We start from the raw sequence: 24,737 nt of genomic DNA on the forward strand, positions 1-24,737 counted from the left end.
TGCTATGTCTGATGGCCCCCTGATCGTCCAGAGCGACCGCACCGTGCTGCTGGAGGTCGCGCACGCCGACGCCGAATCCGCGCGTCACGAGCTGGCGATCTTCGCCGAGCTCGAGCGGGCCCCCGAGCACATCCACACCTACCGCATCACGCGGCTCGGACTGTGGAATGCCCGGGCCGCCGGGCACACCGCCGACGACATGCTCGAGACCCTCGACCGCTGGTCGCGCTTCCCTGTGCCGCCGTCGGTGGCCGTCGACCTGCGCGAGACCGTCGACCGGTACGGGCGCCTGGTCATCGAGCGCGACGACGAGGGCGTGCTGATCCTGCGCTCCAGCGACCCGGCCGTGCTCACCCAGGTCGCGAACAACAAGCGCATCCAGCCGCTGCTGATCGGCCACCCCGCACCCGACGCCTTCGTGATCGACGCGTGGGCGCGCGGGCAGATCAAGCAGGAGCTGCTGAAGATCGGCTGGCCCGCCGAGGATCTCGCCGGCTACACCCCCGGCACGCCCCACGAGATCGATCTCGACGAGGACGGCTGGACGATGCGCCCCTACCAGCGCGAGGCCGTCGACGCCTTCGCGAAGGACGGCTCGGGCGTGGTGGTGCTGCCCTGCGGCGCCGGCAAGACCATCGTCGGCGCGGGCGCCATGGCGGCGACGGGCACCACGACGCTGATCCTCGTGACGAACACGGTCTCGGCGCGGCAGTGGCGCGATGAGCTGCTCAAGCGCACCTCGCTCACCCCCGAGGAGATCGGCGAGTACTCCGGCCAGGCCAAGGAGGTCAAGCCGGTCACCATCGCGACGTATCAGATCCTCACCGCCAAGCGGAAGGGCGAGTACGCGCACCTCGCGCTGCTGGATGCCCTGGACTGGGGCCTGATCGTCTACGACGAGGTGCACCTGCTGCCCGCTCCGGTGTTCAAGCTCACCGCCGACCTGCAGGCCCGTCGTCGTATCGGCCTGACCGCGACGCTGGTGCGCGAGGACGGCCGCGAGGGCGACGTGTTCAGCCTGATCGGACCCAAGCGGTTCGATGCACCCTGGAAGCAGATCGAGGCGCAGGGATTCATCTCCCCCGCCGCCTGCTACGAGGTGCGCGTCGACCTGCCGCCCGGAGACCGGCTCGAGTACGCGGCGGCGACCGACGACGAGCGCTACCGTCTGGCAGCATCCGCACCGGCGAAGATCACCGCGGTGCGCGAGCTGATCGCCAAGCACCCCGATGAGCGCATCCTCGTGATCGGGCAGTACCTCGACCAGCTCGAGACGCTGTCGCAGGCGCTGAACGCCCCGCAGATCACGGGAGCCACGCCGGTGGACGAGCGCGAGGAGCTGTACCGGCAGTTCCGCGAGGGCGAGATCTCGCTGCTGGTCGTCTCGAAGGTCGCGAACTTCTCGATCGACCTGCCCGAGGCCTCGGTCGCGATCCAGGTGTCGGGATCGTTCGGCTCACGCCAGGAGGAGGCGCAGCGCCTGGGGCGCCTGCTGCGCCCGAAGCAGTCGAACCACACCGCGAGCTTCTACACGCTGATCGCCCGCGACACGGTCGATCAGGATTATGCGCAGAACCGGCAGCGGTTCCTCGCGGAGCAGGGCTACAGCTACACGATCATGGATGCCGTGGATCTGGCCGCCTGAGCATCGCGGCGCCGGCTCAGGAGCCCTGCGGCTCGTCCTCCGGCCTCAGCCCGCATCGCCAGCACGGCGCCGACAGGTCGTCGAGCAGCGCCCCGCACTCGGGGCACACCTTCGACAGCCAGCAGGCGCTGTCACCGCCCTCGTCCGCGTTGCTGCTCATGCCATCGAGGCTACTCCGCCCGCGCTCGCTTCAGCCCTCGCGCTTCATCCAATCCAGCGCGAGGGCCGCCACCGCCTCCGGCGCGTCGTCGACGATGAAATGCGCGGCGTCATCGACGAACGCGAGCTCGAACCGATCGGCTTTCTCGGCGCTCTTACGGCTGATACGCCGGGCCGTGCCCTCGGCGAAAGGCCCATCCTCCCGCCCGAAGACGACGAGCGTCGGCGGATGCAGCCGCATGCGCTTGTAGACGCCGGTCATCAGCCGCATCGACACCGGCACCACCATCCCGCGATACATCGCAGCGACCGCGCGGCCCACTGCCGGATCCTGCTGCACGCGCAGATACGCGTCCACGGCGCTGTCACCGAGCGGCTTGGCCGCGTAGCGCGGACCGAACAGGTAGTCCAGCGGCCGCCCAGGGCGATGCATGATCAGCCTGGGCATGTGTGCGAAGGCGGGCATCACCTTCGGTGTGAACTCCATGAACCCGGGCGGAACGGACAGCTGGACGAGCGTGCGGACGCGCTCGGGATGCACGTAGGCGAGTTGCATGCCCGAGATCGCGCCCATGTCATGGCAGAGCAGGTGCGGCCGCTCGATGCCGAGAGCGTCCAGCACCGCGAGGACATCCTCCATCTGCGTGTCCGGCCCGAACTTCTGGTCGTCGGACTTCGTCCAGCCGGAACCGCGCAGATCGGGGCAGATCACCCGGTATCCCTGGGCTGCGACGACCTGCGCGACCCTGCGCCACTCCCACCAGTGCTGGGGGAAGCCGTGCAGCATGAGCACCGGGTCGCCCTCACCCACCGAGGCGACGTGGGCCCGCAGCCCGGGGGTCTCGACCATGCTGTGCTCGAACCCCGGCGCCTCGGGTAGAGGCGGCGTCCACTCGCGGCGGACGGACGTGTCCGAGGACCCCGGTGTATCCATGGCGAGCCTCCCAGCCGACCAGCCGGTCGTCGTCGACCGTGATCGCACTCTACTATGTTCGTAGTGATTTGTCACTACGAACATAGTGAGCCTAGGCTCGTCGCGTGAGCAGCACCCGCCATCGCGCCCTCGAAGCCGCCGTGGACCTCGTCGGCACCCACGGCATTCGTGCGCTCACACACGGCCGGATCGATGCCGCGGCTTCCCTTCCCCCCGGGTCGACCTCGAATCACTTCCGCACCCGCGCCGCGCTGCTCGCCGGTGTCATCGAGTGGATCGCCGAACGGGAACGCGCGGACGCCGGCATCCCCGACATCACCACCCGGGACGAGTTCGTCTCCGCGCTCAGCCGCATGATCGCGGCGCAGTCCGGCCCTCTCGCGGCGCGCACGCGCGCGCGTTACGCGCTCTTCCTCGAGGCCGACGACGATGCGGTGCGCCCGCTGCGCGAGCAGCGGGCGGGCATGGAGGCCTGGGTGCGCGGCATCCTCTCCCGCCTCGGGGGCGAGGATGCCGCCGGCCGTACCGCCTTCCTGATGGCCACGGGCGAGGGGCTGCTGCTGCACCGCCTCACGGTCGATCCGGATGCGCCCATCGAGGCCGTCGTGGCCCGTGCGATCGACGCGGCACTGGACGCCTGAGCGCCGCATCTCCGCAGACAATCAGCCACGGCATCGGCCGGATCACCATAATGGGGTCATGACTGATGCGCGAATCCTGGTCGTCGACGACGAGCCGAACATCCGCGACCTGCTCTCCCGGGGTCTCAGCTTCGCCGGTTTCAAGGTGAAGACCGTCGCCAACGGGGCGGCCACCATCTCGGCGGTCCTCGAGGAGGAGCCCGACCTGATCATCCTCGACGTCATGCTGCCCGATATGAACGGCTTCAGCGTCACCAAGCGCCTGCGCGGCGCGGGCTTCACGGCCCCCATCCTGTTCCTCACCGCCAAGGACGACACGCAGGACAAGATCGAGGGCCTGAACGCCGGCGGCGACGACTACGTCACCAAGCCGTTCGCCCTCGACGAGATCGTCGCCCGCGCGCAGGCGATCCTGCGCCGCACGATGCAGACCGATGAGGAGTCGCTGATCCGCGCCGGCGAGCTGTCGATGGATCAGGACACCCACGACGTCTTCGTCGGCAAGGTTCCGATCGAGCTGAGCCCGACGGAGTTCAAGCTGCTGAAGTACCTCATGCTCAACCCCAATCGCGTGCTGTCGAAGGCGCAGATCCTCGATCATGTCTGGGAGTACGACTTCAACGGCGACGCCGGCATCGTGGAGAGCTACATCTCCTATCTGCGCCGCAAGATCGACCCGCACACCGAGGAGTCGGTCATCCAGACCAAGCGCGGCTTCGGCTACATGCTGAAGGTCGGGAAGTCCGCCTGAGCGCGAGCGCGGGGATGAGCACCGGTTCCGACTCCGTCACCGTGTGGTGGCGCAGGATCAGCCTGCGCGCCAAGGTCACGGGCGTCACGGTCGCAGTGCTCGCCCTGGGTCTGGTGGTGGCAGGGATCGGCACCGTGCCCATCCTGCGCGGCGCGATGATCAACAACATCAACGCCCAGCTGCCGTCGCTGGCCACGACAGGTCAGGCCGAGCGCTTCTTCGACGTGTCGATCTCCGACGGCGGGCTCGTCTTCGACCCGGCTCCCGACGCACCCCGGTCGCCCGATTTCGCGGTCGCGTTCTACACGACCGAGGGCGAGCCGCTCGCGCAGGCCGGCGGACAGGCCGCCGACCGGCGCCCGGCGTTCCCCGAGACGTTCACGGTGCAGTCCGCCAAGGCCCGCGAGGATCAGGTGCTGACCCTGGATGCCGGGGAGGGCCTGGTCTACAACGCGGCGGTGTCGGTGCAGCCGCTGCAGAGCCTTCCGGGCATCAGCTACGTGCAGGTCGTCGCCCTGCCGCTGGATGAGGCCGACCGCATCGTCGGCACCTACTTCGCGGTGTACACCACGGTGGCTCTCGTGACGATCCTGCTCGCCGCGCTGCTGATCCGCGGCCTGGTGACGCTCACGTTCCGGCGGCTGGGACACGTCGAGTCCACCGCCATGGCGATCGCCGCGGGTGACTTCAGCCAGCGCCTGACCGACCTCGAGCCGACCACCGAGGTGGGTCGCCTCAATTCGGCGATCAACACCATGCTCGACCGCGTCGACCGGTCGATCGCCCAGCGCGACCGGACCGTGCAGAACATGCGGCGCTTCATCGGCGACGCGAGCCACGAGCTGCGCACTCCGCTGGTGAGCGTGCGCGGGTACGCGGAGCTGTACCGCATGGGTGCCATCAGCGGTGACGAGGACACCGCGCGGGCGATGGAGCGCATCGAGAAGGAGGCGATCCGGATGGGCGTGCTCGTCGAGGATCTGCTGGCCCTCGCACGCCTGGACGAGGAACGCGAGCGCGAACTCCAGATCGTGGCTATCGATCTGCGGCCGGTGGCACGCGACGCCGCCCTCGACCTGCGCGTGTCCGCACCGGGACGCAAGATCACGGTCGTCGACACCACCGCCGACCAGGCCGAGCGACCGCGACTGCGGCCGACCGCCCCACCGCCGCCGCCCGCCGTCGCACCCGTCACCGCCACCGGCCGCGCCGCAGGGGCCGGCCGGGCCGCGGGAGCCCTGGGCAGGCTCCGCCGTCGTCCCAAGCCCGCCGTCGTGCCATCGATCGACTTCACCGAGGCGACAGACGCCCCGGTACGCACTCCCCCGATCGTGCTCGGCGAGGAGAACAAGGTGCGGCAGGTGATCACGAATCTGCTCGGCAACGCCCGCCGGTTCTCACCCGAGGAGAGCCCGATCGAACTCGTCGTCGGCGTCGACCGCGCGCGCGGCGTGGGCACCATCGCGATCGTGGACCACGGCGAAGGCGTGCCGCCCCAGATCCGCGAGCACATCTTCGAGCGGTTCTGGCGGGCCGACACCTCGCGTGCACGCGAGACGGGCGGCGCAGGGCTGGGCCTGGCGATCGTGGCTTCGATCATCGAGTCGCTGAACGGCTCGGTGCGGGTGGACGAGACGCCGGGCGGCGGGGCGACCTTCGTCGTGTCGCTGCCGCTCGCCCCCGCCCAGGCGACGCCTGAGCACCTGCTCGAGGAGACCCAGCCTCTGGACCGGCTCGAGTTCTGAGCACTCCCCCTGCACAATCCGCAGCGGCCGGATGTTGTGCACAGCGGCCGGGGTTCGGCCGTCGGCGGCCTCTCGCACGCATTTAGTGTCGGAAGCCCGTCGAGAGGAGAATCCCATGTCCGTCTTCACCGTCGACACCGATGCGGTCCATTCCGCGCACAGTGCCGCCCGAGCCACCATGGAGCGCCTGCAGGCCGAGTCCGCGTCACTGATGGCGCAGCTCACCCAGCTGCAGTCGTCGTGGACCGGTTCGGCATCCAACGCCTTCCAGCAGTGCAGCGAGCAGTGGCGCGGTGCGCAGCAGCACGTCGAGCAAGCGCTCGCGTCGATCAGCACCGCGCTCGGCTCGGCCGCCAGCCAGTACGCGGACGCCGACCAGTACTCCGCCAGCCTGTTCCGCTGACACTCCCCACCCCTCCCATCCCGCCGAAACCCCTCCTGGTTGCCCATACCCCCTCGTATCAACGCGATTCAGGAGGGGTTATGGCATTCAGGAGGGGTTTCGGCGCACAGCACGGACGCAGTGCACGGACGCAGTGCGGAGACGCAGTGCGGAGACGCAGTGCGGAGACGCAGTGCGGAGACGCAGAACGCCCCCTGCCGAAGCAGGGGGCGTTCTGTCTGAGACGTCTCAGACTCCGGATCTCTTCAGATCAGAAGTCCATGCCGCCCGACGGGTCAGCCGGCATGGCCGGAGCCTTCTCGGGCTTGTCGGCGACGACGGCCTCGGTGGTAAGGAACAGGCCGGCGATCGATGCCGCGTTCTGCAGCGCCGAGCGGGTGACCTTGGCCGGGTCGATGATGCCCTGGGCGAACATGTCGCCGTACTCACCGGTGGCGGCGTTCAGGCCCTGGCCCGAGGGGAGCTCGGCGACCTTGTGCGCGACCACACCGGCCTCGAGACCGGCGTTGATGGCGATCTGCTTCAGCGGAGCCTCGATGGCGACGCGGACGATGTTCGCACCGGTGGCCTCGTCACCCTCGAGCTCGAGCGTGTCGAGAACCTTGGCCGACTGCAGCAGCGCGACGCCACCACCGGGGACGATGCCCTCCTCGACGGCCGCCTTCGCGTTGCGGACGGCGTCCTCGATGCGGTGCTTGCGCTCCTTGAGCTCGACCTCGGTGGCCGCACCCGCCTTGATGACGGCGACGCCGCCGGCGAGCTTGGCGAGGCGCTCCTGCAGCTTCTCGCGGTCGTAGTCGCTGTCGGTGTTCTCGATCTCGCGACGGATCTGGGTCACGCGACCCTCGATGGCGGACTGCTCGCCCGCGCCCTCGACGATCGTGGTCTCGTCCTTGGTGACGATGACCTTGCGAGCACGGCCGAGCAGGTCGAGGGTGGTGTTCTCGAGCTTGAGGCCGACCTCCTCGGTGATGACCTGGCCGCCGGTGAGGATCGCGATGTCCTGCAGCTGCGCCTTGCGACGGTCACCGAAGCCCGGAGCCTTGACGGCGACGGACTTGAAGATGCCGCGGATCTTGTTCAGCACGAGCGTCGCGAGAGCCTCGCCCTCGACGTCCTCGGCGATGATGACGAGCTCCTTGCCGTCCTGGATCACCTTGTCGACGACCGGCAGCAGGTCCTTGATGTTGCCGATCTTCTGGTTGGCGATGAGGATGTACGGGTCCTCGAAGACAGCCTCCTGGCGCTCTGGGTCCGTGACGAAGTACGGGTTCAGGTAGCCCTTGTCGAAGCGCATGCCCTCGGTGAGCTCGAGCTCGGTACCGAAGGTCTGCGACTCCTCGACGGTGACGACACCCTCCTTGCCCACCTTGTCGATGGCCTCGGCGATGAGCGCACCGATCTCGGTGTCGGCCGCGGAGATGGACGCGGTGGCGGCGATCTGCTCCTTGGAGTCGATCTCCTTCGCGCTGGCGAGCAGGTCCTCGGTGATGGCCGCGACGGCCTTCTCGATGCCGCGCTTGAGCGAGATGGGGTCGGCGCCGGCTGCGACGTTGCGCAGACCCTCGCGGACCAGTGCCTGGGCGAGGACGGTCGCCGTGGTGGTTCCGTCACCGGCGACGTCGTCGGTCTTCTTGGCGACCTCCTTGACGAGCTCCGCACCGATCTTCTCGTACGGGTCGTCGAGCTCGATCTCCTTGGCGATCGACACGCCGTCGTTCGTGATGGTGGGGGCGCCCCACTTCTTCTCGAGCACGACGTTGCGACCACGCGGGCCGAGGGTCACCTTGACGGCGTCGGCCAGGATGTTCAGGCCGCGCTCGAGGCCGCGACGGGCCTCCTCATCGAAAGCGATGATCTTTGCCATGAGTCTTTCGTCCCTCCCGGACGTAGGCGATGGGGTTTAGCACTCAGAGTGATCGAGTGCTAACACACAGTCTGGCACTCGACCCATGAGAGTGCAAGCCGCGCGAATGCGGTGTTCGCCCAGCGCGGATCAGCCCGCGGGGGTCTCCTCGCCGGCCCCAGGCGACGTGCTCGCGCCGTTCACGCGGTCCATGCCGATCACGACGGTCAGCTGCGGCAGCTCGGTATCGTTCAGCGCCGCATAGTGGTCGCTCTGCTCGGCCTTCACGCCGCCGAGGATCTCGGCGACGCCGAGCGCGGCTGACTCGTCGGCCTCGTCCACGTAGAACACTGTGGTCTCGTCGAACTCGGTCGTCGAGCCCTCACTGCCGAACACGGCATCCGGCTGCCAGCCCTGCGCGATCAGCGTCTCGCGGACGGACGCCACCTGACCCGCCTCGGTCGTGGCGTTCAGGATCAGCACCCGGTAGGACGTGTCGACCTCGGCGACGACCCCGGGCGCCGGCTGACCGGCCGGGTCGGCCGAAGGGAACAGGTCGATGCGGCCCATGAGCACGAGCGAGACGAAGATGCCGATGACGATGAGCACCACCGCCACGGCCGCCGACCACAGCAGGGTGATCGGTCCGTTGATCCCCGGCTGCTCGGCGCGGTGCGCGCCGACACGGCCGGTGGTGCGGGGGACGTCGTCGAATCGGTCGTGCGGGGCCTTTGACACCATCCGATGGTAACGGGCGCGGTCCGGGAATCTGCCCGGAGCGATGCCGGATGCCGTCAGCCGACGAATCCGCGCATGCGCGTCTGCCGCTGCCGGCCGCGCGCATCGCGCAGCCTGCGCAGCCGGCGCACGAGCAGCGGGTCGAACTCCAGCGCCTCCTCGGTGTCGATCAGACGCCCGAGCAGCTGGTAGTACCGAGCCGGGCTCATGCCCAGCTGCGCGCGGATCGTCTCCTCCTTCATGCCGCTGTGCCGCGGCCAGGCCGCTTCCAGCGTCAGGATCGCGCGGTCGCGATCGGAGAGGTCACCGAGCATGGCATCAGGCTACGCGGCGCCGGGCCCGCCGCCCGCACGCCACTCCCACCAGCGGCCCAGCGGATCGGCATCCGCCATCACCTCGCCGTCGAGCGCGACCGCGAAGCCGGCGAAGTCAGCCGGGTCGACCGGCGGTGTCCAGCCGTCGTGCAGCGCCGGCGGGTCGATCGTGATCCAGCGTGCGCCGGTGTCGCGGATGCCGCCGATGAGCGACTCACGCGCGGGCCGCGGCAGGTAGACGAGCATGCCAGGGGTGGTGATCACGAGCGTCGCCCCCGCGGGCGCCACGGCGACGGCCTCGCCCAGGCGCTCCTCGGCATCGCCCGCGATCAGCAGCGGCGGCTCCGCGGCGACGATGCCGGCCGCGGCGGCGATGCGGACCGCCCGTTCGGCCTCCCCCGGCCAGATCAGCGCGTCCATCCACGCGCGATCCGCGGGGCGGCGCACATCCACCGGCGCCAGGTCGATGCCGGCGCGCCAGACGACCTCGGGTGTGCGCAGGGCGGGCAGCGGGCCGCGCACCACGCTGGTGAGGACGACCGGCGAGGCGCCGTCCGCCGGGTCCAGGCGGGTCCTCTCGCGGCCGTCCTCGTCGACGAGGCGGTACGAGAACCGGTCGGGATAAAGGCAGAGTCCGGCCGCCGCGCCCAGCTCGAGCAGCGCGACCGGCCCCTCGATCCCGCTGAGCGCAGGAAGCAGCGCCGACAGGCGCAGCGGCTCGTTGGTCTGCACGGTGCGGCGCTCGCACTCGGCGACGACCTCGTCGGCGTGCGCGACCACGAAATCGCGCCACGCTCCGTATGCGGAGGCGACGGGAGCGCCGAGCAGCCGGGTGACGGCGAAGACGAGGGGCGGATGCCGATGCTGCGGCGTGATCCGCTGCAGCACCGCCCGCACTTCGTCGTCGTCGGCGACGCCTGTCGCCCAGGCCTCGTACACCGCGCTGCGGCCGGGGGCCTCTTCGCGGGCGAACCGTTCGTAGCGCTCGCGCACGGCATCCGTCATGCCTCCATTCTCACCGGCCCGAACGCCCCTCCGGCGCGAGAGAATGGAGGCATGTCGTACAAGGTGAACAAGACGGATGACCAGTGGCGCGCAGAGCTCGGCGATGAGCAGTACGCGGTGCTGCGCACGGCGGCGACCGAGCGTGCCTGGACCGGTGAGCTGCTGGATGAGAAGCGCGACGGACTGTACCGCTGCGGCGCCTGCGGCGAAGAGCTGTTCCGCAGCGGCACGAAGTTCGACTCGGGATGCGGCTGGCCGAGCTTCTACGAGTCGGTGCGCCCCGAGGCGGTCGAGCTCATCGAGGACCGCAGCCTGGGCATGGTCCGCACCGAGGTGCGCTGCGCCGCGTGCGGCTCGCACCTGGGTCACGTCTTCCCCGACGGGTTCGGCACGCCCACCGGCGACCGCTACTGCATGAACTCGCTCGCGCTGACCTTCGCCCCAGAGGAGTCGTGAGCGCACTCGAGGCCGTGCTGCGGCGCACCTCCTGGTCGAAGGTCACCGACGAAGCCCCGACGCACGAGCAGCTGCTGCCGCTGGTGGAGGCCGCCGGCCGGGTGGCAGACCACTCGTCGCTGCGTCCGTGGCGGCTGATCGAGCTGCGCGGCGACGATCGTCTGGCTCTCGGGGCGGCGATCGCGGAGGCAACCGGCGACGACAAGCCGTCGTCCAAGCCGCTGCGGGCCTCACTGCTCATCGCGGTGGTCGCCTCTTACCGGCGCAGCGAGAAGGTGCCGCGCTGGGAGCAGGAGGCCGTCGCCTCGGGCGTCGCCCACATGCTGAGCCTGCTGCTCGACGAGGCGGGATGGGGCGTGATCTGGCGCACCGGCGGATACACGCGGTCGGATGCCGTCGCCCGGGCGCACGGGCTGACGCAGGACGAGGCGCTGCTGGGCTGGCTGTACGTGGGCGGCAAGCCCGCGGGCAAGGACGCGGGGCGCCGCAAGCCGGTGGACGCCGCCGGACTGCTCACCCGGATGCCGTCGAGTGCCGGCGAGCTGCCCGGCGAGCCCGGCGATGAGAAGGCCGCGGGCGAGGGCGCCGTCCGGAGCAAGAAGGCCGACAAGAAGGCGAGGAAAGCCGCGAAGAAAGCGGAGAGGGACGCGAAGAAGGCGCGGAAGGCTGCGAACAAGGCGCGGAAGGACGCGAAGCGGGAGCAGCGCGAACGGGGCTGATCAGCGCCGCCGCCGTGGCAGGGCGACGAAGACGGATGCCACGGCGACGGCGAACATCGCGGTCAGCTGCCACAGTGCCGGACGCCCGGCCGTGGGCCAGAGCAGATCGATGACGATCGAAGCGCTGAGCTGGCCGAGCACGCTGCCCAGTCCCATCAGCAGCACCCCGGTGTGCGCGACCAGGAACGCGCCGAGCATGATGTAGGCGAAGCCGAGCAGGCCGCCGGCGTACAGCCACGGCTCGGAGGGCAGCGCCTGCGGCATCCCGCGCATTGCCACGCTGATGGCCGCGGCGACGACTAGCACGACGGTGCCGGCGAGGAAGCTCACCAGCGTCGCCGTCATCGGCGATGAGACCTTGCGGGCCAGCCGGCCGTTGGCGCCGGCCTGCCAGGCGATGCCCGCACCGGCGAAGAAGGGCAGCAGGAGCAGCCACAGCGGTGCGTCGCGCAGCACGTCGCCGCTCAGCGAGATGCCCACCGCGGCGAGCGCGAGCGCTCCCCCGGCCACCCGGCCCATCGTCACCGCGACGACGCCGGAGGGACCGAAGCCGATGCGGTCGAGCACGAGACCGTGCACGGTCTGCCCTGCCACGACGCCGACCGTGAACAGCGAGACGCCCAGCACACCCGCGACGACCCCCTGGGTGGTCACCGTGAGGGCGCCGCAGGTGCCGCCGAGCAGCATCCAGAAAGGGATGGTGCGGTTCCGGATGCCGCTGACCAGCCGGCTCATCGCGGCCCGCGTGGCCGGGAGTGCGGGCGCGAGTACGACGAGGAAGACCAGCCCGGCGAGGAACGAGAGGAGCCCCGCGATGATGCCGTCGTCCACACGGACGCCGAGAACGCCGTTGATGCGCGCCTGCACCGCGGTCATCACGCCGATCGAGATGGCGCCGCCGAGGGCGAGCCAGGTCGGGAGCGGGCGGGATTCGGTCACCGGGCAACGCTACCTTGTGCCTGCCGCGATGTCGGTGGCCACGACTAACCTGCGAGCATGTGCGCGAGCTACGGACTCGATCCCCGCTTCACGGAAGCGGAACTGCTGGCGGAGGCCGACGAGGCGGTGCTCGAGGGCCTGCGGTCGTGGGCCGAGACCAATGCCGGCGAGACGCTGCGACCGACCGGCCGCAACCTGAGGAATCTCAATCCGCTCGTCACCGCGGCCGATGGGCCGCCCGAGCTGCTGCAGGCCTGGTGGGGATTCCTGATCGACGGGCAGCCGGCGCGCTTCCCTTCCATCAATACCCGCTCCGAGCGGCTGCAGGATCGTCCCGGCGGCCTGCGCACCCGGGCGATCGTCCCGACCACGGGCTGGTTCGAGATGCAGAAGCCCGAACGCGTCTGGCACCGATTCGGACTCGGCTCCGGTGTGCTGTTCGGGATGGCGGCGGTGACGCAGCGTGGCCGCACACCCGACGGCGAATGGACCACCTGCTACTCGATCGTGATGCGGCCGGCTCCCGAGCATCTCGCCCACCTGCACGACCGCGTGCCCGTGCTGGTGCCGCCCACCTTCGCCGCGGACTGGCTCACCGGCGAACCCTCGCGCGAGCTCATGGACGAAGCGCTGATCGCCGCGGCATCCCTCGACTCCCGCGTCGCCGCAGAGCCGAAGGCGGATGACAAGGGCGACGGGATGCTCTTCTGACGCACGACATGCGTGCATCTGCAGAGCCGACTGCGGGACTCGAACCCGCGACCGCCTGTTTACAAGACAGGTGCTCTACCAGCTGAGCTAAGTCGGCGAACCGTCACAAGCATAGCGACGGCGGGGAGTGCTTCCCGACATCGATCGGGAGGCGGGCGAATCAGGAGGCAGGCGTGGTCGACGGGGTGGGCGTCGGAGTCGGGTCGACCGTGCCGTAGTACTGGTCGCTGGCCGTGGTCAGCACGAACTGCGAGAACTCGGCCGGGTCGTCCAGCGCTCCCACGTAGGCCTCGCCGCCGACGACGATGAGAGCCTCGTTGCTGAGCTTGAGGTCCTTCGAGCCGGGCAGCGGCCCCTCCAGCGCACGGGTCGTGGCGTCCTTCGCCCAGCCGACGAAGTCCTGCCCCTCGATGCACGAGCGCACCTGCTTGGCGTTCTCGACGCCGACGGCGACGGCCAGATCCGCCAGCTGCACGTCCGTGCGGCCGTTGCTGTCGATCGCGGGCTGGTCGGTGAGCAGCTCGTGGTTGTAATCGAAGAACCGGTCGGGCGAGTACGTCACCACGCAGGCGGCGGCGGATGCGGCGCGAAGCGAGTACTTCGTGCCGTTCGAGCTCGCCGTCAGCAGGGCCACCGGGTGGTAGGTGACGGTGACCGCCCCCTCCTTGATCCAGCCTGCGAGCTGACGGGCGTTCGCGCGCTCGAACTCGGATGCGCCCGCAGACAGGTAGTCGACGTAGATGTGGATGGGGGTCGGCTCAGCCGCACCCTCGGTGGGGGTGGGCGTCGGAGTGGGCGTGGTCGCCGTGCCCGCCTCGCTGGGAGTGGGGGCCGGGGTGCCCGGCGCCACGGCGCTGCCCGCAGCAAGCGTGACATCGCTGACGGTGACGCCGTCGTCGGTCATCCCCGTGGGCTTGAGCACCGGCTTCGAGATCGACGAGCCGACAGCGAGCGCGACAGCCGCGCCGATGGAACCGACCGCGACAGCCGCGACGACGCCGATGATGACACGGCGCATGATGCGCGCTCGCGACTGCTGGGCGTGCACGCGCTGCGCTTTCTCCCGCACCGCCTCGCGCGAGTTGCGAGCAGCAGGGACGTTCGGCGTTTCGTCGCTCGACATCGTTCCTCTTGAAGATCGGGTGGGACGGGTGATCCCGCGGCCGCGATGAGCGCGGCACCGGGTTCGATGTTAACCAGGGAGGCTGAGAAATACCCAGACGCGCCCGGGCATGCAATACTGATCTCGACCCGACGATGGGTCACGGTGGGCGTCTGCTCACCGCTTCCATTCACAACGGATCGTCCGGCACGTACCTGCCGGTGAAGGAGAAACAATGGCAACCGTTACGTTCGACGACGCCACCCGCCTCTACCCGGGCGGCACCCGCCCCGCGGTCGACAAGCTGAACATCGAGATCGCCGACGGCGAGTTCCTCGTTCTCGTCGGCCCCTCCGGTTGCGGTAAGTCCACGTCGCTCCGCATGCTCGCCGGCCTCGAAGAGGTCAACTCCGGCCGCATCCTCATCGGCGACCGCGACGTCACCGACGTGCCGCCGAAGGACCGCGACATCGCGATGGTGTTCCAGAACTACGCGCTGTACCCGCACATGACCGTCGCCGAGAACATGGGCTTCGCGCTCAAGATCGCCGGCGTCGGCAAGGAGGAGCGCGCCGCTCGCGTTCTCGAGGCCGCCAAGCTGCTCGACCTCGAGGAGTACCTGAACCGCAAGCCGAAGGCCCTCTCGGGTGGTCAGCGTCAGCGTGTGGCCATGGGCCGCGCGATCGTCCGCCAGCCGCAGGTGTTCCTCATGGACGAGCCGCTGTCGAACCTCGACGCGAAGCTGCGTGTGCAGACCCGTACCCAGATCGCTTCGCTGCAGCGTCGCCTGGGCGTCACCACGGTCTACGTCACCCACGACCAGACCGAGGCGCTCACCATGGGTGACCGGATCGCCGTGCTCAAGGACGGCATCCTGCAGCAGGTCGGCACCCCGCGCGAGCTGTACGAAACCCCGAGCAACGTCTTCGTCGCCGGCTTCATCGGCTCCCCCGCCATGAACCTGTTCGACGTTCCGCTCACCGAGGGCGGCGTGCAGTTCGGCTCGAAGGTCGTCTCGACCGAGCGCTCGGCGGTCTCCAAGGCGCACGGCGCCACGGTCACCGTCGGCATCCGCCCCGAGGACATCGTGGTCGCCCCCGAGGATGGCCAGGGCATCTCGGTCACCGTCGACCTGGTCGAGGAGCTCGGCGCCGACGGCTACCTCTACGGCCACGCCGACATCAACGGCAAGCGCACCGACCTCGTCGCGCGCGTCGACGGCCGCCGTCACCCCAACGCGGGCGACACGGTCGTGCTGGCCCCGGTGGCCGGCCACGTGCACCTGTTCGACATCGAGTCGGGCGAGCGCCTCAACGAGCAGCCGATCGTCTCCGCCTGATCACCGGCAACCGCGGCGCGGGTCGACCTTCCTCTGGTCGCCCGCGCCGCGGCGTTTCCGGATCACCGTCACCGGCAGTGCGAACCGCACCCCGAGGAGCAGACATGAAGAAGCAGTCGCTGCGCATCAGCGCGAGCACTGTCGACCCCGGCCTGCTGACGCTGCCGTGGTCGACGCCGCTGAGCCGATGGCCCTCGGAGCACATCGTGTCTCTGCCGAAGGGCCTCTCGCGGCACCTCGTGCGCTTCGCGGACCTCTCCGGGCGGGTCGTCGCGGTGAAGGAGACCACCGCCGAGATGGCGCAGCGCGAGTACGAGATGCTCGGCAGCCTCGCGCGTCTCGACGTGCCCTGCGTGAGCCGCGTCGCGGTGATCGCAGGACGGGTGGATGCCGACGGCAAGCCGCTGCCCGCCGCCCTGGTGACCTCGCATCTGCGCTTCTCGATGCCGTACCGCGCCCTGTTCACCCAGGTGCTGCGGCCCGACACCGCCAACCGCCTGGTCGACGCCCTGGCGCTGCTGCTCGTGCGGCTGCACACCGCCGGGTTCTACTGGGGGGACGTCTCACTGTCGAACACGCTCTTCCGCCGTGACGCCGGGGCCTTCGCCGCGTACCTCGTCGACGCCGAGACCGGCGAGCTGCACGAGGAGGGACTGACCGACGGTCAGCGGGCCTACGACCTGGATCTGGCGCGCACGAACATCGCCGGGGAGATCATGGACCTCGCCGCCGGCGGTCGCCTGGAGCGTGGCGTCGACGCGCTGGAGATCGCTGACGGCATCGTGTCGTCGTACCGGTCGCTGTGGGATGCGCTCACCGGCGAGGAATCGTTCTCCACCGCGGAGGCCTGGCGCATCACCGAGCGTGTCGAGAAGCTCAACGCGCTCGGGTTCGACATCGACGAGATGTCGATGGAGACGACCCCCGACGGCGCGCTCGTGCGGATCCAGCCGAAGGTGGTGGATGCCGGTCACCACCAGCGCCGGCTCATCCGGCTCACCGGGCTGGACGTCGAGGAGAACCAGGCTCGGCGCCTGCTCAACGACCTCGACGAGTTCCGTGCCCGGTCGAGCAAGAACCTCGCGGACGAGGAGCTCTACGCGCACGAGTGGCTCACGCGTGCGTTCGAGCCCGTCGTGCGGGCGATCCCCTACGACCTGCGGGCCAAGCTCGAACCCGCCGAGGTCTACCACCAGGTGCTCGAGCACCGCTGGTACCTGTCGCAGGCGCAGGGACGATCGGTGCCGCTGGCCGAGGTGCTGACGAGCTACATCGACGGCGTGCTGCGGCATCGCCGCGACGAGGCCACCATCATGGGCCCGCCCACCGAGACCATGGGCCTGCCGGTGATCACGGGAGCCGTCGAGGTCTCGTCGGACACGGCCGCGATCGACTGGCGCGACCTGGTCTGATCCCCACGCCCCACTCCGGTCGTCGCTTCGCGCCGTCCGGAGCCTCGGGGGCGCGTGGCCCCTGCTCAAGCCCGGCACCTTGCTGGCCGGGCCCCTTCGACGGGCTCAGGGACCCAGCGGGGCGTACCGTTCAGCGAACGAGGGTCAGTAGCCGACGGTGAAGCGCTCGCGACGGTGGTTGCCCTGCTCGATCTCGTCGATGACGGCGATCGCGAAGTCGGCGCCCGAGATCGTCGAGCTGCCGTCCTCGGCGCGCACGAGCACGTCGCCGCCGTCGCGGTACTTGCCGGTGCGCTCGCCCTCGGCCCACGGCCCGAAGACCTCGGCCGGGTGGATGAAGAACCAGTCCAGGCTCTCGTCGGACGCCTGCAGCAGCTCGAGCGAGTCGATGCCGACCTGAGCCTCGTGCCGGTACTCCTCGGGGAAGCCCTGGTCGAACAGGCGGGGTCCGCCGGCCGCGATCAGGCTGCCGCCGGCGCCGCCCACGACACCGAGACGCGTGGAGGTGCCCGACAGCTTCGCGACCAGGCCGCGGAGCGCGCCGAGGACCGCGTTCTCCATGTCGCCGCGCGGCGAAAGCGCCGAGACGACGGCATCCGCACCGTCGAAGACGTTCCCGAGCGCGTCGAGGTCGAGCACCGAGCCCTGCACGTACTGCACACCGTCGATCGGGGCATCCGGCGTCGTGCGTGAGATCACCACGACCTCGTGTCCTCGGCTCACCCCCTCGCGAGCGATGTGGGATCCGGCGTAGCCGGTGCCTCCGATGACGACGATGCGGGCCATGTGAGTTCCTTTCGTGCGCAAGCGCGGTTCGACAGATGCAAGTGCGCCGAGGCGGCTGCTATTCCCGCCCGGCCCTCACCGTGGAGACCTGGTACAGCGCCACCGATGCGGCGATGCCGGCGTTCAGCGATTCGGTCGCCGCCGAGATCGGGATCGAGACGATCTGGTCGCAGGTCTCGGTGACCAGGCGCGAGAGGCCCTTGCCCTCGGAGCCGACGACGATGACGACGGGGCGGTCGGCGAGCTCCAGGGCGGGCAGCGACACATCTCCCCCGCCGTCGAGGCCCAGCACGAACACGCCCTGCTTCTTGAACTCCTTGAGCATCGACGTCAGGTTGGCGGCGATCGCCACCGGGATGCGGGCGGCCGCACCGGCACTGGTCTTCCAGGCGGCCGAGTTCACGCTCGCCGACCGACGCTGCGGCAGGATCACACCGTGCCCGCCGAAGGCAGCGGTCGACCGGATGATCGCACCGAGGTTGCGCGGGTCGGTGATGCCGTCGAGGGCGATGAACAGCGGTGTCTGACCGCGGTCGATGACCTCTTCGAGCAGATCCTGCGGGTGCGCGTACTCGTACGGGGGCACCTTCAGCGCCACACCCTGGTGCACGCCGTCGAAGCCGGCCATCCGGTCGAGCTCCTGTCGGGTGACCTCGAGCACCGGGATCTCGCGGTGCCGGGTGATCGCCAGCATCTCCTTGACGCGGTCGTCCATCTCGACGCGCTGCGCGATGTAGAACGCAGTCGCCGGGATCTTCGTGCGCAGCGCCTCGAGCACCGAATTGCGGCCGGTGACGGTCTCGGTGTCATCCGACGCCTTCGATCCGCGCGCCTGACGGTTCATGCTCGACTGCGGCTTCTGCCCCGGCTTGCCCTTGCCGCCGGCTGCGGCGTAGCGTTCCGCGGCGGCCTTGCGCTTGCCGGCGACATGCCAGCTGCGGTCCTCCGCCTTCGGCGTCGGGCCCTTGCCCTCGAGCGCCTTGCGGCCGAGACCGCCGGTGCCCTTGGAGGCACCCTTCTTCTTGCTGTTGCCCGCTCCGGGGCGGCCAGGCTTAGCCATCGATACTCCAATGTGTTCCGTCCGGAGTGTCCTCCAGAGTGATTCCTGCCGCGCCGATCGCATCGCGGATGCGGTCGGCTGCGGCCCAGTCCTTGTCGGCGCGCGCCTGCGCGCGCTGCTCGATCATCGTCTTCACGAGGGTGTCGAGGGCGGATGCCGTCGTCCCCTCGCCCTGTGCATCCCGCCACTCGGGCGCGAGCGGGTCGATCCCGAGCGCTCCGGTCATGGCTGTCACGGCATACATCGCCTCGTGCACGGCATCCGCGTCTCCCCGATCGAGCGCGGCGTTGCCGGCGCGCACGGTCTCGTGCAGCACGGCCAGCGCCTGCGGCACTCCGAGGTCGTCGTCCATGGCGGTGCGGAAGCCCCCCGGGAGCACGTCGAGCGTCGTCACGCCGGACTCCGGTGCGCCGGCGCTCTCAGACCCCAGGGTGCGCACGGCGCGCTCCAGGAACGTGCGGATGCGCGCCAGCGCACTCTCGGCCTCGGCCCACGACGAGTCGGTCAGATCCAGGCTCGAGCGGTAGTGCGCGGCCGCGAGCGCGTAGCGGACCACCAGCGGGTCGTGCTGCGCCAGCACGTCTTCGGCGAGGGTGAAGTTGCCCAGCGACTTCGACATCTTCTGTCCGCCGACCGTCACGAGTCCGTTGTGCACCCAATAGCGGGCGAAGCCGTCGCCCGCGGCGGTCGACTGCGCGAGCTCGTTCTCGTGGTGCGGGAAGCGCAGGTCGAGTCCGCCGCCGTGGATGTCGAATTCGGCGCCGAGGTACCGCTTCGCCATCGCCGAGCACTCGATGTGCCAGCCGGGGCGCCCGGCACCCCAGGGGGATGACCACACGGCATCCGCCGGCTCGCCGGCCTTGGTGCCCTTCCAGAGGGCGAAGTCCTGCGGGTTGCGCTTGCCGCGCGGGTCCGCGTCGGCGGCCGCCTCCATGGCATCCACCGACTGATGGGTCAGCTCGCCGTAGGCGGGCCACGAGCGCACGTCGAAGTACACGTCACCCGAGCCGTCCGGCGCCGGGTAGGCGTGCCCTCGCTCGATGAGCGCGGTGATGAGCTCCTGCATCTGCGGGATGAACCCCGTCGCGCGCGGTTCGTACGTCGGCGCGAGGATGCCGACGGCGGCATACGCCTGCGAGAACTCCTGCTCGATGCGATAGCCGAGCGCCCACCACGGCTCGATCTCGGTGGCGTTGGCGATGACCTTGTCCTCGATGTCGGTGACGTTGCGCACGAAGGTGACGCGACCGTGGCGGAGCTCGAGCCAGCGGCGCAGGAGGTCGAAGCTCAGCGCGGCGCGCACGTGCCCGATGTGGGGGCCCGACTGCACGGTCGGCCCGCACACGTACATCGTCACGTTCGAGGGGTCGAGCGGAACGAAATCGCGCAGTTCCTGCGCGCGGGTGTCATACAGGCGGATCGTCACCGCACAAGACTACCGGGGGCGCGTGCTGTACGCCTGGGGGTCAGGATCGCGGGATGATCAGGGCGACGGCCGTCACCGCGATGCCCTCGCCGCGGCCGGTGAAGCCGAGACCGTCGGTCGTGGTCGCCGACACCGAGACGGATGCTCCGCCCAGCGCATCCGAGAGCGCCCGCTCGGCCTCTGCGCGACGCGAGCTGAACCGGGGACGGTTGCCCTGGAACTGCACCGACACGTTGCCGATCGCGAAGCCCGCATCGGCGAGCATCCGCGCGGTGCGCGCGAGGAAGACGTCGGCGTGCGCCCCCGCGTACTCGGGGTGGGAGGTGCCGAAATGCTGTCCGATGTCGCCGAGTCCGGCCGCACCGAGCAGCGCGTCGACGATGGCGTGCGCGACGGCGTCGCCGTCGGAGTGCCCGGACAACGGCTGCTCCCCCGGCCACTGCAGCCCCGCGAGCCACAGGTCACCGTCGCCGCCGAACGCATGCACGTCGGTGCCGACCCCGATGCGGGGGATCACGGGAGCGGATGCGGTGGAGCCGCCCAGCAGCAGTCTCGCCCGCTGCAGATCGGCCGGCGTCGTGATCTTGAAGGCGAGCGCGGAACCCGGGATGCGGTGCACGGCGCCGCCTGCGGCGGCGAACAGCGCGGCGTCGTCGGTGTGCTCGTCTCGGGATGCGAGGGCGCGCGCATAGGCCTCTTCGAGCGCCGCGCGCGGGAAGCCCTGCGGCGTCTGCGCAGCTGCCAGCACGGAGCGGTCGACGGCGGCGACGACGGCATCCCCGTCGATCTGCTTCAGCGTGTCGATGACCGCGAGCGCGGGGATCACGCCGGCGTCAGCGGTGACGGCGTCCGCGACTGCGTCGATCTGCGAGGGCGGCGTCAGCGCCCGGGCGGCGTCGTGCACGAGCACGATCCGGATGCCGTCGGCGAGGGCGGCGAGACCCGCCGCGACCGACTGCTGCCGCGTCGCGCCCCCGGTGACGACGGAGGCCCGCCATCCCCGCCCGCTGCCGGCATCCGCCAGCTCATCTGCCACCACCTGCTCGTGGCCTGCCGGGGCGACGACGATGACCTGCATCGGGTGAGCGGCGAACACGCCATCCAGCGCGTGGCGCAGCACGGAGCGGCCGTCGATGTCGACGAGCGCCTTCGGCGTGCCGGCGCCGAGGCGGGTGCCTGAGCCGGCTGCGACGATGATGATCGCGGTGGTGGGGGCCTCGTACTCGGTCACGCACACACGCTATCGCGCCGAGGACGGGTCGCCGGAATGCGAAGAGGGCGGATGCCGCAGCATCCGCCCTCTTCGAACTCCGGTGTCTTGGTGACTCAGGAGGCGAGCACCTCGTCGAGCAGGACGCCCGCCTTCTCCTCATCGATCTTCTCGGCGAGGGCGAGCTCGGAGACGAGGATCTGGCGAGCCTTCGCCAGCATCCGCTTCTCACCCGCGGACAGGCCGCGGTCCTGGTCGCGGCGCCACAGGTCGCGCACGACCTCGCTCACCTTGATGACGTCGCCCGACGCGAGCTTCTCGAGGTTCGCCTTGTAGCGACGCGACCAGTTGGTCGGCTCCTCGGTGAAGGGCGCGCGCAGAACCTCGAAGACGTGGTCGAGGCCCTCCTGGCCGATGACGTCGCGGACGCCGACCAGATCGACGTTCTCGGCGGGGACCTCGATGATCAGGTCACCCTGGGTGACGTTGAGCTTGAGATATTTCTTCGTCTCGCCCTTGATCACCCGTTCCTTGACCTCGATGATCGTCGCAGCGCCGTGGTGCGGATAGACGACGGTTTCGCCAACCTCAAAAAGCATAAAGACGTGTCCTTTCGGCAATCTCCAGGATACCACAGCGGATATGCACTAAGGTTCGCGCCGATGTGTTCGTACGCGCACTTCACCGGGTCCCGGGCGGCGGGCGCCGACCCACTAGACTGATCCCGGACACCCGTCGCACCTCAGGAGGATCCGTGATCTCGCGCTCTGCTGCGTCCATCGCTCCGCGTCTCTTCGCCGCTGTCGCCCTCGGCGCCACCGTGGCACTCGGCGCCACCGGCTGCACGTTCATCACGCACCAGGCGACGACGAACCAGTACCCCGCCTCCGACGGCGTCAACGTCGAGTCGACCGGTGGCCCCGTGCTGGTGCGCAACGCCCTCGTCGTCGCCACCGACGACGGCTCGGCCGGCAACCTGGTCGCGGCCCTGATCAACGAGAGCAGCGACAACGCGACCGTCACGATCGACGTCGCGGGCGAGCAGTTCGACGTGCGGGTCCCTGCCAACGAGCGCGTGAGCCTCGGCGCCGAGGACGAGCCGCTGCTGATCGAGAACCTCGATGTGAAGCCCGGCGCCACGGTCGAGGTGCTCTTCCGCTCCGGCGACGACGACACCGAGCCGCTGCAGGTGCCGGTGCTCGACGGCACCATGCCGTACTACGAAGACCTCGTGCCCGACGCGAGCTGATCGCGGCGCACAGCGCACGAGAGGAGGCCGGTCCCCGCGGGGACCGGCCTCCTCTGCATCCGGCGCGAGCGTCTCGCGCGCCCTCAGGCCTCGAAGCGGTACCCGAGCCCACGCACGGTGACGAGCATGACCGGTTCGCTGGGGTTCTGCTCGATGCGCGAGCGGATCCGCTTGATGTGCACATCCAGCGTCTTCGTGTCGCCGAAGTAGTCGCTGCCCCACACCCGGTCGATCAGCTGACCGCGCGTGAGCACGCGACCGGCGTTGCGCATCAGCACCTCGAGCAGCTCGAACTCCTTCAGAGGCATGTTGATCTCGCTGCCGTCCACGGCGACCGTGTGCCGGTCGATGTCGAGGCTGACCCGGCCGCCGTCGAGCACCCGCTCGTCGACGTCGGCCTCGGCCTGGGCGACGCGGCGCAGCACGGCCCGCATGCGCGCGAGCAGCTCGCGCGAGGAGTACGGCTTGGTGATGTAGTCGTCGGCGCCGAGCTCGAGCCCCACCACGATGTCGACCTCGGAGTCCTTGGCCGTGAGCATGATGATCGGCACGCCCGAGGTCTGCCGCACCTGCCGGCACACCTCGGTGCCCGGCATCCCGGGGAGCATCAGGTCGAGCAGGATGATGTCGGCGCCGCGTTCGCGGAACGCCTCCAGCGCACCGGGGCCGTCCTCGCTGATCTCGACCTCATAGCCCTCCCGCCGCAGCAGGTAGGCCAGCGGGTCGGCCAGGTCGGGCTCATCCTCGACGAGCAGGATCCGGGTCATGCGATGTCTCCGTTTCGGGGGGTTCCGCGCAGCGCTTGCTCGCTGCGGGCTCGCTTCTTCTTGGACTTCTTCTTGGACTTCTTCGAGTCGGGCTCGGGTGCGTCGATGCGCGGCAGCCGCATGGTGAACGTCGAGCCGCGGCCCGGTCGCGACCACACGCGCACCTCGCCGCCGTGCCGCTGCGTGGCGTGCTTGACGATCGACAGGCCGAGCCCGGTGCCTCCGGTGCGCCGGGAGCGTGCGTCGTCGGCACGGTAGAACCGCTCGAAGACCCGCTCACGATCGGCCTCGGAGATGCCGATGCCCTGGTCGGTGACGGCGATCTCGACGACGTCGCCGTCGATCTTGACCCCGGCGCCGACGCGGGAGCCACGCGGTGAGTAGACGATCGCGTTGGCGAGCAGGTTGCCGACCGCCTCGACGAGCACCTGCGCGTCACCGCGCACCCAGGCGCCGCGGTCTCCGCCGCGCTGCAGCACGACGCCGGCGGATTCGGCCTGCACGGCATGCGCCTCGATCGACGCGGTGACGACCTCGTCGACCGATACGGGTTCGTTCTGCGCGAGGCTCTCGGCCGCCTGCAGTCGTGACAGGCTCATGATCCGCCCGGTGAGCTGGCCGAGGCGCCCGGCCTCGGCGGTGATCCGGGATGCGAAGACGCGCACCTGCTCGGGGTCGTCGGCGGCCGACTCGATCGCCTCGGCGAGCAGGCTCACCGAAGCCACCGGCGTCTTGAGCTCGTGACTGGTGTTGGCGACGAAGTCGGTGCGCATCTGATCGAGGCGCTCGCGCTCGGTGACGTCGCGGATGATCAGCAGAGTCAGGCGGGCGCCGACCGTGCTGGCGCGCGCCGAGACGAGCCGCGGGTCGAGGGAGCCGCCGGCGGCGATGCGCAGCGTGTCGGTCTCGCTGATGCCGCTGCCTCGCACGCTGCGCACCAGCTGACGCAGCTCGCTGTTGTCGAGCACGGCGCCGGTGCGGATGCCGAAGCGCGAGGCCGCCTTGGTCGTGGCGACGACGAGTCCCGAGGCGTCCAGCACGCAGGCGGCGTCGTCCATGCTCGCGAGCACCTCGGTGATCCCTGCGGGGATGGCGGTCGACGTCTCCTGTGCGGCCTGCATGCGCACGCGGTACGCCCAGCCCACCAGCAGCACGACGCCCGCACCGATCACGACGCCGATGGCGAGGGCGAACAGCGCGAGCTGAGGCGTTGGCATGCCTCAAGAGTAGGGCCCGCCGGAACGGCCACCTGTCGTTCAGCCCGCCGTCATGCGGTGCGGGGGCGAGTATTCACGTTCTCGGCACCATTCGTTAACCTTCGATGGGGACAATCGACGCCGACCCGCGCGCGCGGGTCTGCTCGGCATCCCGCGCCGACCC

Annotated in this window: 26 protein-coding genes and 1 tRNA gene; 11 read left to right on the top strand and 16 right to left on the bottom strand. The window is 70.0% G+C overall.

Features of this window, described 5'->3' with window-relative positions; genetic code table 11:
- Positions 1-4 precede the first annotated feature (4 nt).
- A complete protein-coding gene (locus tag H7694_RS11605) occupies positions 5-1,645 on the top strand; it encodes a DNA repair helicase XPB (RefSeq protein WP_193596650.1) in 1,641 nt (546 codons plus the stop codon).
- Positions 1,646-1,661: 16 nt separating this feature from the next.
- Here H7694_RS11605 and H7694_RS11610 read toward each other — a convergent pair whose 3' ends face one another.
- On the bottom strand, positions 1,662-1,805 hold the full coding sequence (locus tag H7694_RS11610) for a hypothetical protein (RefSeq protein ID WP_193596651.1): 144 nt from the start codon (positions 1,803-1,805) through the stop codon (positions 1,662-1,664).
- Positions 1,806-1,835: 30 nt separating this feature from the next.
- Positions 1,836-2,813 carry an alpha/beta fold hydrolase gene (locus H7694_RS11615; RefSeq protein WP_227468087.1) on the bottom strand — a complete coding sequence of 326 codons (978 nt, stop codon included), beginning with the start codon at positions 2,811-2,813 and terminating at the stop codon, positions 1,836-1,838.
- Positions 2,814-2,842: 29 nt separating this feature from the next.
- On the opposite strand from H7694_RS11615, the gene H7694_RS11620 reads away from it, so the two are divergent.
- The 4 genes from H7694_RS11620 (at position 2,843) to H7694_RS11635 (ending at position 6,278) form a co-directional block, all read left to right on the top strand.
- The gene (locus H7694_RS11620; protein ID WP_193596652.1) at positions 2,843-3,379 is read left to right on the top strand and encodes a TetR/AcrR family transcriptional regulator; all 537 of its coding nucleotides are present in this window, start codon (positions 2,843-2,845) and stop codon (positions 3,377-3,379) included.
- Between the two features lie 58 nt (positions 3,380-3,437).
- The gene (locus tag H7694_RS11625) at positions 3,438-4,130 is read left to right on the top strand and encodes a response regulator transcription factor (protein WP_193596653.1); all 693 of its coding nucleotides are present in this window, start codon (positions 3,438-3,440) and stop codon (positions 4,128-4,130) included.
- 14 nt (positions 4,131-4,144) lie between these two features.
- Entirely contained in the window at positions 4,145-5,875 is a 1,731-nt protein-coding gene (locus H7694_RS11630; protein WP_193596654.1) for a sensor histidine kinase, read from the top strand.
- Positions 5,876-5,990: 115 nt separating this feature from the next.
- Entirely contained in the window at positions 5,991-6,278 is a 288-nt protein-coding gene (locus tag H7694_RS11635) for a WXG100 family type VII secretion target (protein ID WP_193596655.1), read from the top strand.
- Between the two features lie 250 nt (positions 6,279-6,528).
- On the opposite strand, the gene groL is transcribed toward H7694_RS11635, so the two are convergent.
- The 4 genes from groL to H7694_RS11655 all read right to left on the bottom strand — a co-directional run bounded on the left by groL (position 6,529) and on the right by H7694_RS11655 (position 10,181).
- Entirely contained in the window at positions 6,529-8,145 is a 1,617-nt protein-coding gene (groL, locus tag H7694_RS11640) for a chaperonin GroEL (RefSeq protein WP_193596656.1), read from the bottom strand.
- Between the two features lie 129 nt (positions 8,146-8,274).
- On the bottom strand, positions 8,275-8,862 hold the full coding sequence (locus H7694_RS11645; RefSeq protein WP_227468088.1) for a LytR C-terminal domain-containing protein: 588 nt from the start codon (positions 8,860-8,862) through the stop codon (positions 8,275-8,277).
- 56 nt (positions 8,863-8,918) lie between these two features.
- Entirely contained in the window at positions 8,919-9,176 is a 258-nt protein-coding gene (locus H7694_RS11650) for a DUF3263 domain-containing protein (protein WP_193596658.1), read from the bottom strand.
- 9 nt (positions 9,177-9,185) lie between these two features.
- Positions 9,186-10,181 carry a DUF2332 domain-containing protein gene (locus tag H7694_RS11655; RefSeq protein WP_193596659.1) on the bottom strand — a complete coding sequence of 332 codons (996 nt, stop codon included), beginning with the start codon at positions 10,179-10,181 and terminating at the stop codon, positions 9,186-9,188.
- Between the two features lie 51 nt (positions 10,182-10,232).
- On the opposite strand from H7694_RS11655, the gene msrB reads away from it, so the two are divergent.
- Both msrB and H7694_RS11665 read left to right on the top strand, forming a co-directional pair.
- Positions 10,233-10,637, top strand: coding sequence for a peptide-methionine (R)-S-oxide reductase MsrB (msrB, locus tag H7694_RS11660; protein ID WP_193596660.1), 405 nt, complete (start codon positions 10,233-10,235; stop codon positions 10,635-10,637).
- The gene (locus tag H7694_RS11665; protein ID WP_413782918.1) at positions 10,634-11,356 is read left to right on the top strand and encodes a nitroreductase family protein; all 723 of its coding nucleotides are present in this window, start codon (positions 10,634-10,636) and stop codon (positions 11,354-11,356) included. The genes msrB and H7694_RS11665 overlap by 4 nt, the downstream gene beginning before the upstream one ends.
- On the opposite strand, the gene H7694_RS11670 is transcribed toward H7694_RS11665, so the two are convergent.
- A complete protein-coding gene (locus H7694_RS11670) occupies positions 11,357-12,295 on the bottom strand; it encodes a DMT family transporter (RefSeq protein WP_227468089.1) in 939 nt (312 codons plus the stop codon).
- 57 nt (positions 12,296-12,352) lie between these two features.
- Here H7694_RS11670 and H7694_RS11675 point away from each other — a divergent pair, with 57 nt between their 5' ends.
- On the top strand, positions 12,353-13,006 hold the full coding sequence (locus H7694_RS11675) for an SOS response-associated peptidase family protein (protein ID WP_193596661.1): 654 nt from the start codon (positions 12,353-12,355) through the stop codon (positions 13,004-13,006).
- A gap of 24 nt (positions 13,007-13,030) precedes the next feature.
- Here the strand turns inward: H7694_RS11675 and H7694_RS11680 are convergent.
- Both H7694_RS11680 and H7694_RS11685 read right to left on the bottom strand, forming a co-directional pair.
- Positions 13,031-13,103: transfer RNA gene (locus H7694_RS11680), tRNA-Thr, on the bottom strand.
- Between the two features lie 63 nt (positions 13,104-13,166).
- Positions 13,167-14,129: a DsbA family protein gene (locus H7694_RS11685; protein WP_193596662.1), complete on the bottom strand. Its 963-nt coding sequence runs from the start codon at positions 14,127-14,129 to the stop codon at positions 13,167-13,169.
- 214 nt (positions 14,130-14,343) lie between these two features.
- On the opposite strand from H7694_RS11685, the gene H7694_RS11690 reads away from it, so the two are divergent.
- On the top strand, positions 14,344-15,447 hold the full coding sequence (locus H7694_RS11690; RefSeq protein ID WP_193596663.1) for an ABC transporter ATP-binding protein: 1,104 nt from the start codon (positions 14,344-14,346) through the stop codon (positions 15,445-15,447).
- 104 nt (positions 15,448-15,551) lie between these two features.
- Positions 15,552-16,859 (top strand): DUF4032 domain-containing protein, encoded by a 1,308-nt coding sequence (locus H7694_RS11695; RefSeq protein WP_193596664.1) that lies wholly within the window; start codon positions 15,552-15,554, stop codon positions 16,857-16,859.
- Positions 16,860-17,003: 144 nt separating this feature from the next.
- Here H7694_RS11695 and H7694_RS11700 read toward each other — a convergent pair whose 3' ends face one another.
- The 5 genes from H7694_RS11700 to H7694_RS11720 form a co-directional block, all read right to left on the bottom strand.
- Positions 17,004-17,645, bottom strand: a complete 642-nt coding sequence (locus tag H7694_RS11700) for an NAD(P)-dependent oxidoreductase (protein WP_193596665.1) — start codon at positions 17,643-17,645, stop codon at positions 17,004-17,006.
- Positions 17,646-17,703: 58 nt separating this feature from the next.
- The gene (rlmB, locus tag H7694_RS11705) at positions 17,704-18,705 is read right to left on the bottom strand and encodes a 23S rRNA (guanosine(2251)-2'-O)-methyltransferase RlmB (protein ID WP_193596666.1); all 1,002 of its coding nucleotides are present in this window, start codon (positions 18,703-18,705) and stop codon (positions 17,704-17,706) included.
- Positions 18,698-20,131 carry a cysteine--tRNA ligase gene (gene cysS, locus H7694_RS11710; protein WP_193596667.1) on the bottom strand — a complete coding sequence of 478 codons (1,434 nt, stop codon included), beginning with the start codon at positions 20,129-20,131 and terminating at the stop codon, positions 18,698-18,700. Before cysS ends, rlmB begins: the two co-directional genes overlap by 8 nt.
- Positions 20,132-20,171: 40 nt before the next feature.
- On the bottom strand, positions 20,172-21,362 hold the full coding sequence (gene ispD, locus H7694_RS11715) for a 2-C-methyl-D-erythritol 4-phosphate cytidylyltransferase (RefSeq protein WP_193596668.1): 1,191 nt from the start codon (positions 21,360-21,362) through the stop codon (positions 20,172-20,174).
- 95 nt (positions 21,363-21,457) lie between these two features.
- Complete coding sequence (locus H7694_RS11720) at positions 21,458-21,940, bottom strand: CarD family transcriptional regulator (protein ID WP_193596669.1); 483 nt, start codon at positions 21,938-21,940, stop codon at positions 21,458-21,460.
- Positions 21,941-22,095: 155 nt separating this feature from the next.
- Here H7694_RS11720 and H7694_RS11725 point away from each other — a divergent pair, with 155 nt between their 5' ends.
- A complete protein-coding gene (locus H7694_RS11725; protein WP_227468090.1) occupies positions 22,096-22,590 on the top strand; it encodes a DNA modification methylase in 495 nt (164 codons plus the stop codon).
- Between the two features lie 83 nt (positions 22,591-22,673).
- Here the strand turns inward: H7694_RS11725 and H7694_RS11730 are convergent, their stop codons facing one another.
- Positions 22,674-23,357, bottom strand: coding sequence for a response regulator transcription factor (locus H7694_RS11730; RefSeq protein WP_193596670.1), 684 nt, complete (start codon positions 23,355-23,357; stop codon positions 22,674-22,676).
- Positions 23,354-24,574 (bottom strand): sensor histidine kinase, encoded by a 1,221-nt coding sequence (locus tag H7694_RS11735; protein ID WP_193596671.1) that lies wholly within the window; start codon positions 24,572-24,574, stop codon positions 23,354-23,356. The genes H7694_RS11730 and H7694_RS11735 overlap by 4 nt, the downstream gene beginning before the upstream one ends.
- Positions 24,575-24,737 lie beyond the last annotated feature (163 nt).

Origin of the sequence: Microbacterium sp. YJN-G (assembly GCF_015040615.1) — a bacterium.
Classification (GTDB): domain Bacteria; phylum Actinomycetota; class Actinomycetes; order Actinomycetales; family Microbacteriaceae; genus Microbacterium.

What these genes read in the sequence shown, in the direction of transcription:
- H7694_RS11630 (WP_193596654.1), top strand. Translation starts at nt 4,145, where the DNA reads ATGAGCACCGGTTCCGACTCCGTCACCGTGTGGTGGCGCAGGATCAGC.
- H7694_RS11700 (WP_193596665.1), bottom strand. Translation starts at nt 17,645, where the DNA reads ATGGCCCGCATCGTCGTCATCGGAGGCACCGGCTACGCCGGATCCCAC.
- H7694_RS11690 (WP_193596663.1), top strand. Translation starts at nt 14,344, where the DNA reads ATGGCAACCGTTACGTTCGACGACGCCACCCGCCTCTACCCGGGCGGC.
- H7694_RS11675 (WP_193596661.1), top strand. Translation starts at nt 12,353, where the DNA reads ATGTGCGCGAGCTACGGACTCGATCCCCGCTTCACGGAAGCGGAACTG.
- H7694_RS11655 (WP_193596659.1), bottom strand. Translation starts at nt 10,181, where the DNA reads ATGACGGATGCCGTGCGCGAGCGCTACGAACGGTTCGCCCGCGAAGAG.
- H7694_RS11720 (WP_193596669.1), bottom strand. Translation starts at nt 21,940, where the DNA reads ATGCTTTTTGAGGTTGGCGAAACCGTCGTCTATCCGCACCACGGCGCT.
- H7694_RS11695 (WP_193596664.1), top strand. Translation starts at nt 15,552, where the DNA reads ATGAAGAAGCAGTCGCTGCGCATCAGCGCGAGCACTGTCGACCCCGGC.
- msrB (WP_193596660.1), top strand. Translation starts at nt 10,233, where the DNA reads ATGTCGTACAAGGTGAACAAGACGGATGACCAGTGGCGCGCAGAGCTC.
- H7694_RS11610 (WP_193596651.1), bottom strand. Translation starts at nt 1,805, where the DNA reads ATGAGCAGCAACGCGGACGAGGGCGGTGACAGCGCCTGCTGGCTGTCG.
- groL (WP_193596656.1), bottom strand. Translation starts at nt 8,145, where the DNA reads ATGGCAAAGATCATCGCTTTCGATGAGGAGGCCCGTCGCGGCCTCGAG.
- rlmB (WP_193596666.1), bottom strand. Translation starts at nt 18,705, where the DNA reads ATGGCTAAGCCTGGCCGCCCCGGAGCGGGCAACAGCAAGAAGAAGGGT.
- H7694_RS11635 (WP_193596655.1), top strand. Translation starts at nt 5,991, where the DNA reads ATGTCCGTCTTCACCGTCGACACCGATGCGGTCCATTCCGCGCACAGT.
- H7694_RS11735 (WP_193596671.1), bottom strand. Translation starts at nt 24,574, where the DNA reads ATGCCAACGCCTCAGCTCGCGCTGTTCGCCCTCGCCATCGGCGTCGTG.
- H7694_RS11650 (WP_193596658.1), bottom strand. Translation starts at nt 9,176, where the DNA reads ATGCTCGGTGACCTCTCCGATCGCGACCGCGCGATCCTGACGCTGGAA.
- H7694_RS11625 (WP_193596653.1), top strand. Translation starts at nt 3,438, where the DNA reads ATGACTGATGCGCGAATCCTGGTCGTCGACGACGAGCCGAACATCCGC.
- H7694_RS11685 (WP_193596662.1), bottom strand. Translation starts at nt 14,129, where the DNA reads ATGTCGAGCGACGAAACGCCGAACGTCCCTGCTGCTCGCAACTCGCGC.
- H7694_RS11730 (WP_193596670.1), bottom strand. Translation starts at nt 23,357, where the DNA reads ATGACCCGGATCCTGCTCGTCGAGGATGAGCCCGACCTGGCCGACCCG.
- H7694_RS11605 (WP_193596650.1), top strand. Translation starts at nt 5, where the DNA reads ATGTCTGATGGCCCCCTGATCGTCCAGAGCGACCGCACCGTGCTGCTG.